We start from the raw sequence: 13474 nt of genomic DNA, 5'->3' as shown, positions 1-13474 counted from the left end.
ATCACATAAGAAAATTGTATTGGTCTAAATGTGAGCAGAGTAGCAGTTTATAAGAAAACTTCTGGGAGCTGCTATGAACAAAACCACCATCGCCAGCGTCACTCTGCCTGCGTTTTACGACAAAGCCCGCAATCTCAACAACCTGCTGAGTTGGATGGAACAGGCGGCACAGGAGGGCGCCGATCTGGTGGTGTTCCCTGAGCAGGTTTTGCAAGGTTATCTGCCGGATACGCTCAACTGGAACGGTGAAGCAGTGGCCTGGCAAATGGCGCAAGCCGAAGTGGTGACTGAAGGCGAAAGCGTGCAGGCCATGCAGACGCTCGCCACGCAACTGGGCTTGCATGTGGTTTTTGGCATGACCGAGCGCCATCCCGAACGTGCCGAAGTGCTGTTTAACAGCGCGGTGCTATTGGGTCCAGACGGTTTGGTCGGCGTGTATCGCAAAGTGCATCAACCTGGCGATGAGAAACACGTCTACTATCCCGGCAGCGATTTTCCGGTGTTCAGCACGCCAATTGGCCGCATCGGCATGCTGATCTGCTACGACAAGGTGTTCCCGGAAAGCACGCGTGAACTGGCGCTGAAAGGGGCCGACATCATGATCATGCCGACCGCTTGGGGTTACGCCGGTGACGGCAGTGCAGGCGATGCCGATCCGATGGTCGATAGTTACACGTTGTTTGGCCGAGTGCGCGCACTGGAAAATCAGTGCTGGATGATCGAATCCAATCTCTGCGGTCAGCACGGCAATCTGCACTATCACGGCCACAGCCGCATTATCGATCCGTTGGGAAATATCGTGGCCGACAGTGGCACTACGGAAGGCATGGCGATTGCCAGCGTCGAGGTGCAATCCGCTATTCTGCGCGCCCGCAGCAGTGACTATCTCGGCTATCACTTCCTGAAAGATTACGTTCCGGTGCAGGCCCCGCCTTCGCCGTTGACGGTTCACAATCGCCACGCGCGACCTTTGGGGGAAAACCATGAGTAAAGTTTTGGAAGCCGCTGGCATCCACAAAAGCTATCCCACGCCGGAGGGTGAGGTGACGGTGCTGCGCAACCTCAACTTCCATGCCAATCGCAATGAATTCGTCTCTTTTGTCGGGCCCAGCGGCTGCGGTAAATCGACGCTGTTCAACATCATCACCGGGCTGCTGATGCCCGACAGCGGCAGCATTCTGCTAAAGAATCGCGAAACCACCGGCACGCCGTCACCGGAGCTCGGCTACGTGCTGCAAAAAGATCTGCTGTTCCCGTGGCGAACGGTGATCGACAACGTGATCCTCGGTCTGGAAGTGCGCGGCATGCCCAAAGCACAGGCGCGAGCCAAAGCGCGTGAACTGTTCGAACTCTACAAAATGACCGGTTACGAGCAGAAGTATCCGTCGCAGCTTTCCGGCGGCATGAAACAGCGTGTGGCATTGATGCGCACCATGGTCACCAACCCGGAAATCATCCTAATGGATGAGGCTTATAAGGCGCTGGACTACCCGCTCAAAATCTCGCTGGAAAGTGAGCTGCTGAGTGTGGTGAAAGAGCAGCACAAGACGGTGATCTTCATTACGCATGATATCGAAGAGGCGGTCACGCTGTCGGATCGCGTCTATGTGATGAAGGCGCGTCCCGGTGAAATTGTGCAGGAGATTGAGGTCGATCTTGGCACGGAGAGCCTGTCGATTCCCGAACGCCGTCTGTCACCGCGTTTTAATGAGTATTACGAACATATCTGGCGCAGCATCGGCATTCAGCCTGAGCCGGTTAACTAACGAGAGGACGACATGACAATTAACTCAGTGTCTACACGCCCCACGGTTGCGGCGACGGCAAATCGCAGTTCGCGAGAAACCTTTTTCCGCTCAACTAACGCACGCCGCTACACGCTGCTGTTCTTACAGGTGGCGATTGTGGTGCTGCTGTTGGGAGGATGGGAACTCGGTGTGCGCAGTGGCAACATCAACGCCTTCCTGTTCTCCAGCCCCTCGCAGGTGTGGGAGGTGCTGGTCCAGCGCTTCCAGTCTGGTGAAATGGTGACCGATGTGCGCGTCACCGCGGTTGAAACCCTGGTGGGGTTTGCCGTGGGCGCGATTGGCGGCTCTATTCTGGGGTTGCTGTTGTGGTACTCGCGCTTTATCTCTGACCTTGCCGCGCCGTTTATCGCCGCGATTGGCTCAATCCCGGTGCTGGCGATTGCGCCGATGACCATCATCTGGTTCGGCACGGAGATGCTTTCCAAAGTGGTGATTGTGGCGTTTTCCTGCGTGGTGGTGTCACTGACCACCTCTTATAAAGGCGCGATGCGCACCGATCCTGATCTCATCAACCTATTGCGATCCTTCAACGCCGGACGCGGCACCATTTTCTTCAAGCTGGTGGTGCCATCCGCGATGTTGTGGGTGCTGTCAGGCTTACGGCTTAACGTTGGCTTCGCGCTGGTGGGCGCCATCGTCGGTGAATACATCTCTTCAGATAACGGCGTGGGCCACATGATCCTGCTTGGCAGTTCCAACTTTGGTATGAACATTGTGCTGGCTGGCATCGTGCTGGTCATGCTGATGATGCTGTGTTTTAACGCGCTGGTGGCTTTTCTTGAACGCCTCATTCTCTCCTGGGACAGGAAATAATCATGAAAAAATTCCGTGTAGCTACGATCTCTGCCGCAATTTCTTTGGCTTCTCTGGTGAGTGCACAGGCGGCTGACACGCCAGTGCGTATCAACCAAGCATTTCAGTCGCTGCTCTATCTCCCGCTGTACGTGGCGCAGGAGCAGGGCTTTTTCAAACAGCAGGGCGTTGACGTCAAAATCAGTACCGGCGGTGGTGGAGCACAGTCATGGGCTGCCGTGATTGGCGGTTCAGCGGATTTCTCCATCCAGGACCCAGTATTTGTCCCAAAAACTCGTGAAAACGGCGGTAAAGGTGTGGTGGTGGCGGGTGTGCAAAACGCGCCAACCATCTTTGTTTTTGGTAAAGAAGCGGCTTCATTGCAGGACAATCTGTCCCTGCTAGCGGGCAAGCGTGTGGTCACCAGTCCACAACCGGACACTACTTGGGCATTTATGAGTTATCTGATTAAACAGAACAACCTCAAAGATGTGAAATTGGTCCACGTGGCAATTGGCAATGAGATCCCGGCTGTGGCAGCAGGTCGTGCCGATTATGCATTGGCCGCAGAACCACAGGTGACCATGGCGGAACAGCAAAATGGCCTGCACGTGGTCTATTCGTTCTCGGCGGCACAATCCTGGTATCCGTTTGCCTTCTCCAGCTTGACCACCACACAGCAATACATCGATAAAAATCCTCAGGCGGCGCAGGCCGTGGTCACTGCATTTGAGCAAGCTTCACGCTTTATTTACAAGCATCCTGAGGAGTCGGTCACCATCGCAAGAAAATACTTCCCAGCATTGCCAGAGGCGGTGGTAAAGAAGGCCGTTCAGCGTGAGATCGATGCGAAAGGGTATCCGGAGAATGTGTTGGTGTCGCAAAAAGCGTGGGATAACAACATGAACATTGCGCTCTACGCCAAAAACATCAAAGCCTATCCGTCGGAAGCAACCTCGTATCAGAACAACGTGAACACCACGCTGGCGACCAAAGCCAAAGAAGTGGTAGATGCGATGGGTGATAAATAATGAGCGATCCTATTGCCCTTCGTCTGGCGCTAATTCAGCGCCACTGTGCGGCCGACGCCACTGAACTTGAACACCTTCTCACAGATTGTGACGCGCGTGCGGCGGGCGTCAGCGCTTTTGCCGTAGAGCATTTCGCACCGTCACTGCTGCCGGCGAATGCGTGGGTTTCAGCTTTGCAGCCACCACTGGAGTTACCGCATGAGTGAATTAATAGATGCCTCAATGCTGACGTTGGCGCAGCAGTTGCGCACACGCCAGACCAGTGTGCCCGAGCTGGTGGAAGCCTGCCTGGCCCGAGAAGAAACCACGCGCGACCTCAACGCGTTTAATGAAGTCTATGTCTCCCAAGTACGTCAAACAGCGAAAGCCAGCCAGCGATTGCTGGAACAGGGGTACGATCTCGGCCCTCTGCACGGCATGCCTATTGCCATTAAAGCCAATATCGATCTGGCGGGTGAGGAGATGCACGCGGGCAGCCAAATCCTGAGCGGTAATATCGCGCAGCGCGATGCTTTAGTAGTGCAGCGGCTTAAGCAGGCAGGGGCGTTGATTATCGGTAGTACCAATATGCATGAATTTGCATGGGGTGGAACGACGAACAACCCGCATTACGGTGCCAGCAGCAATCCTTGGGATGACTCGCGTATTCCTGCCGGGTCCAGTGGAGGATCGGGTGTTGCCGCTTCGGTTCGCAGTGCGCTGGCGACACTCGGCACCGATACCGGTGGCTCGATTCGTCTGCCAGCTTCGATGAATGGCATCACCGGTTTACGTCCTGGCGTGGGGCGACTCTCCACCGAAGGCATTTTCCCGCTGGCGACCAGTCTGGATACCGTTGGCCCCTTGGCGCGTTACGCTGAAGAGTGTGAAGTGTTGTTCAACGTGTTAGAGGGCAAGACACAACCCCTCACTGCGCTGCCAGAATTGGCCGGATTGCGCATTGGCTTGCTTCCTGATGTGCAGCAGCAGGTTCAGCCGGATGTTGCTGCCGCCTATGATCACATGGTGCAGTGGTTTAGCGCAGCGGGCGCGCGATGTCACACGCTGAACCTCACCGGGCTTGATCAGGCGGTGAATGCGTTGGTGCTGATTAATCTGGCCGAGCCTGCTTCACTGCACGCAGCTTGGCTGGCGGAACGCCCGCAGGAATATGGGGCTGATGTGCGAAAACTGCTGCAAGCCGGGCTGGCGGTCACGGCGGTGGAATATTTGCAGGTACAGCGTTTTCGCACCGGTCTTCGTATGCAACTGCTGCAACATCTCAGCCAAGTGGATGTAATTCTGGTGCCTACGCTGCCGTTCACTGCGCCACACAAAGGGCTGGAAGCGATTCAAATGGGAGATCGCGAGGAGAGTGTGTTGACTGGCAACATGCGCTATAACGCGCTGGCCAGTTTGTCGGCGCTGCCGGCCATCAGCTATCCAGCAGGTTTTGATCGCGATGGTATGCCGATAGGGATGCAGCTGTTGGGACGTGATGGCGCAGAGCGTCAGTTGCTGGCGTTTGCTCGTTGTTTCCAGCGTGAACACGATTATCACTTACAAACCCCAACCCGGCTGCGCGCGTGAAAGCGGTCACGTTCCGCGATGTCCTAATCCTGCTGCTGGTGGTCAACGGCTGGGCTTTTAATGTTATCGCCATGAAGTTTGGCCTGATGGAATTGCCGCCGCTGTTTATGCTGACACTGCGATTCGTGTTGGTGGCGGCGCTTTTGCTGCCGTTTCATCGCCTTACGTGGCGTCAGCTGCCCGGTATGGTGCTGTTAGCCTTCACCTTTGGTTTTGTGCATTTTGGTTTGATGGTGATTGGTATGCAGACCGCTGATGCCGGAACGACTGCGGTGTTCATCCAAATGGGGACGCCAATAGCGATGCTGCTGGCATCGGTGTGGTTAAAAGAACGGCTGAGCTATCGGCAAATTGCCGGTGTCGCAGTGGCGTTTGCCGGTGTGATCATCCTGGCGGGTAGCCCGGCGCTGAAACACTGGCAAGGGATGGTGTGGTTACTGATCAGCGCCTGCGGGTGGGCGTGTAGTACCGTATTGATCAAGCGTTTGCCGCCGATCGCACCGTTGGCGATGACCGGTTGGTTATCCCTGTTTGCCATTCCTCTGGTGGGCGTGAGTTCTCTACTGACGGAACAGCATCAGTTGGCATTGCTAATGTCAGCGGGTTGGCGCGGTTGGCTGGGGGTAATTTATAGCGCATTGGGCTCGTCAATTTTCGCCTATTCATTGTGGTACGGTCTGCTCAAACGTTATCCCGCCAGCCAAATTTTGCCGTGGTCACTGCTCAGCCCTGCACTGGCATTGCTAATGGGCGTGGCAATCCTGCATGAGACATTAGATCACAGCAAAGTGCTGGGTACCTTGCTCATCGTCGGCGGTATCCTGTTAGCGGTGGTAAGAGGTGCGGCTATCAGGAAGCGAGTCATGGTGTGACGAAAGCGCTAAAGCGCATTGGTTGATATGTTTAAAAAATTCGATTTTATCGACACATCGCCAAAACGTGTCGATGCCATAAACATGTCACGGCCATATGTTTAAAAAATCCGATTTTATCGACATATCATCAAAACGTGTCGATGCCATTCACCTCGGTCTCCTTACACGCCTCCCTCCTGCTGAGAAATCCCGATCTGTGTCAAAAATCGTACAACTTGTCGTTGCACTGATGTAATGCGGATGTCATTAGTGTTGCACACATATTGCACTTCAGCGTCTTCAGGCATCTCATCTTTTCGCCCTGCATTTTAGCTATCTAACTGAATATTTTTTGAATTTTAGAAATGTTCAAACATGGCACACATCCTGCTTTGTTAGTTGTGTGTCAAAACTCAGTGCAATGACAACCAAATAACATCGAATCCACTATGAACGCGAAAACCGATTTTTTTAAAACGATCGAAGCGGCTTACAGCCATCAGACGCCCAGCGAAAAGCGGGTGAGTTCCTGGTTGTTGAGCAATCGGGAACAGATCCCTTTTGAAACCGCAGACAGCATCGCGCAGGCCACCGGAACCAGCGGGATCACGGTTGGGCGCTATTTGCGCAAGCTGGGTTTTCGCAATCTTGAGGACGTCAAAAATATTCTGCGTGAGTTACCCAATACGCCTTACAAGCACTGGGGCGTGATTGACCGCCTGGATTCGTGGTCGCAACAACAGTCGCTACCAGACCGGGCAAATCAGTCATTGCAGATGGAGCTGGACGCGATCCGCTATGTCTATCAACTGGCGCAAACTGACGCCTTTGCTCAGGTCAGCCAGCAGATTGCCGAAGCAGATGCAGTGATCATCCTGGGCATTCAATCGACACGCGGTATTGCACATACCTTCTTCAGCCATCTCGAATATTTGCGCCCGCGTGTGACCTATGCCGATGGGAGTTCGGGCAGTTGGTTGGAATCGCTCAACTCTGAATATGAAAAGCCTTATGTGGTGCTAACGGACACGCGCGCCTACTCCACGGCGGCACGCCAATTTTGTCGAGTGGCGAGCGAACGTCAGCTTCCCATGGCGTTAGTGACCGATATCTGGTGTCCGTGGGCGCGAGACTACGCGTTGGATTTGCTCCAGGTCAAAACCGATACCGGGAATTTTTGGGACTCACTCGCACCGGTGAGTTGCCTGTTTAACTTGTTGCTCTCTGCCGTGGTTGAACGGCTTGGACCGCAGCTGTCGGCTCGTCTTGCGCAGAACCGCGCATTACAGCAGGAATTCGGCCAGTTTGAACGCTAATCGAATAGGGATTAAGACATGATTCAGGAAACGCCTCTTATCGACGTCGCTGAGAAATTTCCTCAGCTCCGCATCGATATGAAATATGCCACCGCTGACAACATTACCGGTCAGCCCATTTACAGCGTGGCGCGCTGTCTGCTTCACGAAGATGCCGCTAAAGCGCTGGAGAAGAGCATTGAAATTGCGCGGGTGGCAGGTTTCACGCTGCTGGTGCTGGATGCCTATCGACCACAGCAGGCCCAGGCGCTGCTGTGGCTTGCCTGTCCCAATCAGGATTACGTCGTTCCGCTTTCCCAAGGCTCCAATCACAGCCGTGGGACCGCGATTGACGTCACACTGATCGACAGCGACGGCAACGTGCTGGATATGGGAACCGGCTTTGATGAGATGAACGAACTGTCTCATCCCTACCATCCCTCACTTGAAGCCACTTTTCAGCGTAATCGACTGCTACTCAATGCCGTGATGTTCGGTGGCGGTTTCTGCGGGATCGCGACGGAGTGGTGGCATTTTGAATTGCCGGGAGCGGCGGCTTATCCGCTTATTGACGATGTTTTCACTTGTATTTCCCCAGCAAAGACTGACGGAGTATTACCATGAAAATGAAGTTCACCGCCTCAAAGGGCTTTTTCTCTCTTTTGATTGCAGCAGCAGTGACAACCCTGAGTGCACCCGCATGGTCAGCCGTACCGAAAGACATGCTGGTGATTGGCAAAGCCGCCGACCCGCAAACGCTGGATCCGGCGGTGACCATTGATAACAACGACTGGACAGTGACCTATCCGGCTTACCAACGCCTGGTGAAGTACAAAACCGAAAACGGCAAAGGCGCCACCGATGTTGAAGGTGATCTGGCCGACAGTTGGCAGAGCGAGGACGGAGGCAAAGTGTGGACCTTCAAACTGCGCAAAGGAGCCTCGTTTGATGACGGTTCACCGGTCACCGCAGACGCAGTAAAACTCTCGTTTGAACGCTTGATGCGCATTAAGCAGGGGCCGTCAGAAGCGTTCCCAGCCGGTTTGAAAATTGACGCCGTGGACCCGCAAACCGTGCGCTTCACGCTCGATGCGCCGTTTGCTCCTTTCCTTTATACGCTGGCGAATGATGGTGCCTCAATCATCAATCCCGCCGTGTTGAAAGCCCATGCTTCCGATGATGCACGCGCCTATCTGGCCGAGCACACTGCGGGCTCAGGGGCTTACATGCTGCAACGTTGGCAGAAGGGCCAGCAACTGGTGCTGGTGCCGAACCCCCATTTTGCCGGGAGCAAACCCGCGTTTAAGCGCGTTTCCGTCAAAATCATCAGCGAAAGTTCTGCGCGCCGCCTACAGCTAGAGAAGGGCGATGTGGATATTGCGGACTCGCTGCCAGTGGACCAGTTTGCCGCGTTGAAGAAGCAGGGAGACGTCGCGGTTTACGACTATCCCGCGTTACGCGTGACCTACCTCTATCTGAACAACAGTAAGCCCCCGCTCAATCAGCCTGACCTGCGCCGTGCGGTGTCTTGGGCCACGGATTACAAAGGCATGGTTTCCGGCATTCTGGGTGGAAACGGCAAGCAAATGCGTGGGCCAATCCCTGAAGGCATGTGGGGTTATGACGCAGGTGCGATGCAATACAGCTTAGATCTGTCCAAAGCGAAAGAAGCTTTCGATAAAGTCGCGGATAAGCCGAAAACCCTGTCATTCCTCTACTCGGACAATGACCCTAACTGGGAGCCAATTGCCTTATCCATGCAGGCCAATCTTCAGACGCTGGGCATCAATGTAAAACTGGAGAAGCTGGCGAACGCCACCATGCGTGAACGCATTGGTAAAGGGGATTACGACATCGCTATCGGCAACTGGAGCCCGGACTTTGCCGACCCCTACATGTTCATGAACTATTGGTTTGAGTCCGACAAAAAAGGACTGCCGGGTAACCGCTCGTTCTATGCCAATCCGCAAGTGGATAGCTTGCTGAAGCAGGCTGTTTCTACGCCGGATCAAGCGGAGCGCACGAAATACTATCAGCAGGCGCAGAAAGTGGTCATCGATGACGCCGCGTACGTCTATTTATTCCAGAAGAACTACCAGGTTGGCATGAATAAAGCGGTGAAGGGTTACGTCTTTAACCCGATGCTCGAACAGATCTTTAATATTTCCGAGATGAGCAAATAGCCATCGATATTCATCCTTAATCAGCAGGGCCAATTCTGGCCCTGCTAAGGCAGGCAATATGAGCTTCTGGAGTTTAATCAGACAGCGTAGCTGGGGACTGATATTGGTGGTCGCGGGGGTTTGTGTGATCACCTTTATCATTTCGCACCTTATTCCTGGTGATCCGGCACGATTACTGGCGGGCGATCGCGCCAGTGATGAGATTGTTCAGCATATCCGCCAGCAGCTGGGATTGGATTTGCCGCTGTGGCAGCAGTTTATTCGCTATGTCGAACAACTTTTGCATGGCGATCTGGGCGTCTCTATTCGCACGGGGCGACCGGTGCTGGAAGATTTAAAAAACTTTTTCCCCGCCACGCTGGAACTGGCATTTTGCGCGCTATTAATTGCACTGGTGGTCGGTGTGCCGCTCGGCGTGTTGTCTGCTGTGTATAAAAATCGCTGGCTTGACCATCTGGTAAGGCTGCTGGCGCTGACCGGCATTTCCACTCCGGCGTTCTGGTTAGGTTTGGGCGTGATTGTGTTGTTCTACGGCAAACTTAATTTGCTGCCCGGTGGCGGTCGTCTCGACGACTGGCTGGATCCTCCAGCGCGGGTGACCGGCTTCTACCTGATTGACTCCTTACTCAGCGGCGATTTGGATGTGTTTTTCAACGCGCTGACGCATTTGATTCTGCCCGCGGCCACGCTCGCCTTTGTGCATTTGGGCATCGTGGCACGTCAGATCCGTTCGGCGATGCTGGAACAATTGAGCGAAGACTATGTTCGTACCGCGCTCGCCAGTGGCTTGAGTAAGTTCACCATCGTGGTGCGCTACGCCTTACCGAACGCGTTGATCCCCTCCGTTACCGTATTAGGGCTGGCGTTAGGCGATCTGCTGTATGGAGCGGTGCTGACGGAAACCGTCTTTGCCTGGCCGGGCATGGGTGCTTATGTGGTCTCTTCCATTCAGGCACTGGATTTCCCGGCGGTGATGGGGTTCGCCATTGTAGTGTCCTTCGCTTACGTGCTGGTGAACCTGTTTGTCGATTTGCTTTACCTTTGGATAGATCCGCGTATGGGCAGGGGAGCTGAAAAATGATGCTGACACAGGAACACGCGGTAACGACCCGCACCCGTCCTTGGCTGCTGGCCTGGAAGCGCCGATGCTGGATGATCAGCAAAAGCCCGTTAACCGTGATCGGCGGTGCCATTATTGTGGTGATGTTGCTGTTGATGATTTTTGCCCCCTGGCTAGTACCGCAAGATCCCAACGCCATCAATTTGGCCGAACGTTTACAGGCACCGAGTGCGGCACACTGGTTTGGCACCGATGAAGTGGGACGCGATTTGTTTAGCCGCGTGATCATTGGCTCGCAACAATCTGTCGCGGCAGGGCTGGCCGTGGTGCTGCTGGCGGGCGTGAGCGGTTCATTACTCGGGTGCTTGTCAGGTGTTTTAGGCGGGCGCAGCGATGCCGTGATCATGCGTTTGATGGACATCATGCTGTCGATCCCGTCGCTGGTGCTGACCATGGCGCTGGCCGCTGCACTGGGACCGAGCCTGTTCAACGCCATGTTAGCGATTGCCATCGTGCGTATTCCTTTTTATGTGCGTCTGGCACGCGGACAAACGCTGGTGGTGAAGCAGCATACCTTTGTCGAGGCCTCGCGCACCTTTGGTGCTTCGCGCTGGCATCTGATTAGCTGGCATATTCTGCGCAACGCGTTGCCGCCTTTGGTGGTGCAAGCCTCGCTGGATATTGGCAGTGCCATCCTGATGGCCGCGACCTTAGGATTTATTGGCTTGGGCGCTCAGCAACCGACCGCTGAATGGGGCGCGATGGTCGCCGTGGGACGCAACTATGTGCTGGATCAGTGGTGGTATTGCACCTTCCCCGGTGCCGCAATTTTGATTACGGCTGTTGGGTTCAATCTGTTTGGTGATGGTGTGCAGGATCTACTCGATCCGAAAGCCGGAGGGCGTAACTGATGAGCGACAGAATCCTGACTATTGAGAATCTGCGGTTGAGCTTTCCCGTTTTTCAGGGAGAAGTGAACGTATTGAATGGTGTATCTATGCACATCAATCGCGGCGAAATCGTGGGTGTGGTGGGGGAGTCAGGTTCCGGAAAATCCGTCACGGCCATGTTGGCGATGCGTCTGATTGCACATGACAGCTACAAAATTAATGGCGGATCTCTTGAGGTGCTGGGCAAAGACGTGCTGAGTGCCAGCGAAGCGGAGATGCGCCAGTTGCGCGGCAATAAGGTGGCGATGATTTTTCAGGAGCCGATGACCGCCCTGAATCCCACTCGTCGGATCGGTAAGCAAATGGTGGACGTGATTCGTCAGCATCAACCTTTATCGACCAAACAGGCCAAAGCACGGGCGATTGAATTGCTGAGTGATATGCAGATCGCCGACCCGCAAAGTGTGCTGGAACGCTATCCCTTTGAGTTATCGGGCGGGATGCGCCAGCGAGTGATGATCGCATTGGCTTTCTCGTGCGAGCCGGACTTGCTCATTGCCGATGAGCCAACCACGGCACTGGATGTCACCGTGCAGCGTCAGGTGCTGCGCTTGCTGAAGCAGAAGGCGCGCGCAACGGGCACGGCGGTATTGTTTATCAGCCACGATATGGCGGTAGTTTCGCAACTGTGCGACCGTCTTTATGTCATGTATGCCGGTGCGGTGATTGAGAGTGGAACCACCGATACCGTGCTGATGACTCCTTATCATCCTTATTCTGCAGGGCTGTTGGCCTGCTCGCCGGACGGCAGTGAACCGCGCTCTGAACTCACGTCCATTCCCGGCACGGTGCCTAATCTTGCCAAACTGCCGACAGGTTGTGCCTTCCGTGAACGCTGTTTTGCGGCCGGGGAAGCTTGCGGTATCAAACCGGAACTGCACACCGAAGGTCGAGCTAATCGCCAGGTGGCTTGTTGGTATCCACAACAGGAGCGCGCTCATGTCTGAAGCACTGCTTGAACTGAATGATGTACACGTCAATTTCCCGGCTAAAACCAACTGGCGCGGTAAGGTGACAGAGCAAGTCCACGCGTTAAATGGCCTGGATTTGCGCGTGGAGCGCGGTGAAACGCTGGGGATTGTGGGTGAATCCGGTTGTGGGAAAAGCACCTTAGCCAAGCTGTTGATGGGCATGCTCAAACCCAGTACCGGCCAACTTGAATTAGCGCGTTCGACCAATTCATGGCTCGGACGTGGGATGCAGATGGTGTTCCAGGACCCGCTCTCTTCGCTAGATCCTCGTTTACCGGTTTGGCGCTCGATCACCGAGCCGGTGTGGATTCAGTCACGCACGTCTGAAAAAGAGCGGCGTGCATTGGCGGCCTCACTGGCCGCACAGGTCGGTATCCGCCCGGAATATCTCGACCGCCCGCCACATGCTTTCTCGGGTGGGCAGCGTCAACGCATCGCCATTGCCCGTGCTCTGTCCGGCCAACCTGACATCATGGTGCTGGATGAACCGACTTCCGCGCTGGACATTTCGGTGCAGGCGCAGATTTTGAATTTGCTGGTGGAATTACAGCGGCAGCGGAATCTCACCTATGTGCTGATATCGCACAATGTGTCGGTGGTGCGCCATATGAGCGACCGCGTTGCGGTGATGTATCTAGGGCAGATCGTAGAGTTGGGTGAAGCAAAACAGGTTCTGGATTCGCCAAAGCATCCTTATACGCAGTTGCTGATGGAGTCTGTGCCGCGTATTGGGGCTGAGCTGGATGGTGCGCCAGGGAATACTGAGTTGCCGGGGAATCGGAAATTGCCGCAAGGGTGTTATTTTCGTGAACGTTGCCCGTATGCCGGAGCGGGTTGTGAACAGCCGCAAGGGCTGAGGGAGTTGGGGAGTGGTGGGGCGGTTAGGTGTTGGCGAAAATTATGGCAATGATTTTGTTCTTTTATCTTTATCAGCGGCTAGCTGAATTTATATAATTCCTAA

The 13474-nt window shown here is 54.7% G+C and carries 14 protein-coding genes; all 14 read left to right on the top strand.

The features are described 5' to 3' along the window. The first annotated feature begins 73 nt into the window (after positions 1-73). The 14 genes from F3J38_RS00655 (at position 74) to F3J38_RS00590 (ending at position 13423) form a co-directional block, all read left to right on the top strand. On the top strand, positions 74-991 hold the full coding sequence (locus F3J38_RS00655; protein WP_167134155.1) for a carbon-nitrogen hydrolase family protein: 918 nt from the start codon (positions 74-76) through the stop codon (positions 989-991). Further along, a complete protein-coding gene (locus tag F3J38_RS00650) occupies positions 984-1766 on the top strand; it encodes an ABC transporter ATP-binding protein (protein WP_045834332.1) in 783 nt (260 codons plus the stop codon). Before F3J38_RS00655 ends, F3J38_RS00650 begins: the two co-directional genes overlap by 8 nt. 12 nt (positions 1767-1778) lie before the next feature. Then, a complete protein-coding gene (locus F3J38_RS00645) occupies positions 1779-2621 on the top strand; it encodes an ABC transporter permease (protein ID WP_167134152.1) in 843 nt (280 codons plus the stop codon). 2 nt (positions 2622-2623) lie between these two features. Next, positions 2624-3631, top strand: coding sequence for an ABC transporter substrate-binding protein (locus F3J38_RS00640; RefSeq protein ID WP_167134149.1), 1008 nt, complete (start codon positions 2624-2626; stop codon positions 3629-3631). Beyond that, complete coding sequence (locus tag F3J38_RS00635) at positions 3631-3837, top strand: hypothetical protein (RefSeq protein ID WP_167134146.1); 207 nt, start codon at positions 3631-3633, stop codon at positions 3835-3837. Before F3J38_RS00640 ends, F3J38_RS00635 begins: the two co-directional genes overlap by 1 nt. Next, positions 3830-5200, top strand: coding sequence for an amidase (locus F3J38_RS00630; protein ID WP_167134143.1), 1371 nt, complete (start codon positions 3830-3832; stop codon positions 5198-5200). The genes F3J38_RS00635 and F3J38_RS00630 overlap by 8 nt, the downstream gene beginning before the upstream one ends. Then, positions 5197-6072, top strand: coding sequence for a DMT family transporter (locus F3J38_RS00625; protein ID WP_167134140.1), 876 nt, complete (start codon positions 5197-5199; stop codon positions 6070-6072). Before F3J38_RS00630 ends, F3J38_RS00625 begins: the two co-directional genes overlap by 4 nt. Positions 6073-6503: 431 nt before the next feature. Next, positions 6504-7370: a MurR/RpiR family transcriptional regulator gene (locus F3J38_RS00620; RefSeq protein WP_167134138.1), complete on the top strand. Its 867-nt coding sequence runs from the start codon at positions 6504-6506 to the stop codon at positions 7368-7370. A gap of 18 nt (positions 7371-7388) precedes the next feature. Continuing rightward, on the top strand, positions 7389-7973 hold the full coding sequence (ddpX, locus tag F3J38_RS00615) for a D-alanyl-D-alanine dipeptidase (RefSeq protein ID WP_167134135.1): 585 nt from the start codon (positions 7389-7391) through the stop codon (positions 7971-7973). After that, complete coding sequence (locus tag F3J38_RS00610) at positions 7970-9532, top strand: ABC transporter substrate-binding protein (RefSeq protein WP_370661714.1); 1563 nt, start codon at positions 7970-7972, stop codon at positions 9530-9532. The genes ddpX and F3J38_RS00610 overlap by 4 nt, the downstream gene beginning before the upstream one ends. Positions 9533-9590: 58 nt before the next feature. Continuing rightward, positions 9591-10613 carry an ABC transporter permease gene (locus F3J38_RS00605; protein ID WP_167134132.1) on the top strand — a complete coding sequence of 341 codons (1023 nt, stop codon included), beginning with the start codon at positions 9591-9593 and terminating at the stop codon, positions 10611-10613. Continuing rightward, complete coding sequence (gene ddpC, locus F3J38_RS00600; protein WP_167134129.1) at positions 10610-11503, top strand: D,D-dipeptide ABC transporter permease; 894 nt, start codon at positions 10610-10612, stop codon at positions 11501-11503. The genes F3J38_RS00605 and ddpC overlap by 4 nt, the downstream gene beginning before the upstream one ends. After that, a complete protein-coding gene (locus F3J38_RS00595; RefSeq protein ID WP_167134126.1) occupies positions 11503-12489 on the top strand; it encodes an ABC transporter ATP-binding protein in 987 nt (328 codons plus the stop codon). Before ddpC ends, F3J38_RS00595 begins: the two co-directional genes overlap by 1 nt. Continuing rightward, positions 12482-13423 carry an oligopeptide/dipeptide ABC transporter ATP-binding protein gene (locus tag F3J38_RS00590; RefSeq protein ID WP_167134123.1) on the top strand — a complete coding sequence of 314 codons (942 nt, stop codon included), beginning with the start codon at positions 12482-12484 and terminating at the stop codon, positions 13421-13423. The genes F3J38_RS00595 and F3J38_RS00590 overlap by 8 nt, the downstream gene beginning before the upstream one ends. Positions 13424-13474: the final 51 nt, after the last annotated feature.

Source organism: Candidatus Pantoea formicae, from assembly GCF_011752625.1.
Taxonomy (GTDB): Bacteria; Pseudomonadota; Gammaproteobacteria; order Enterobacterales; family Enterobacteriaceae; genus Pantoea; species Pantoea formicae.
This window is presented reverse-complemented; position numbering and strand designations above follow the sequence as displayed.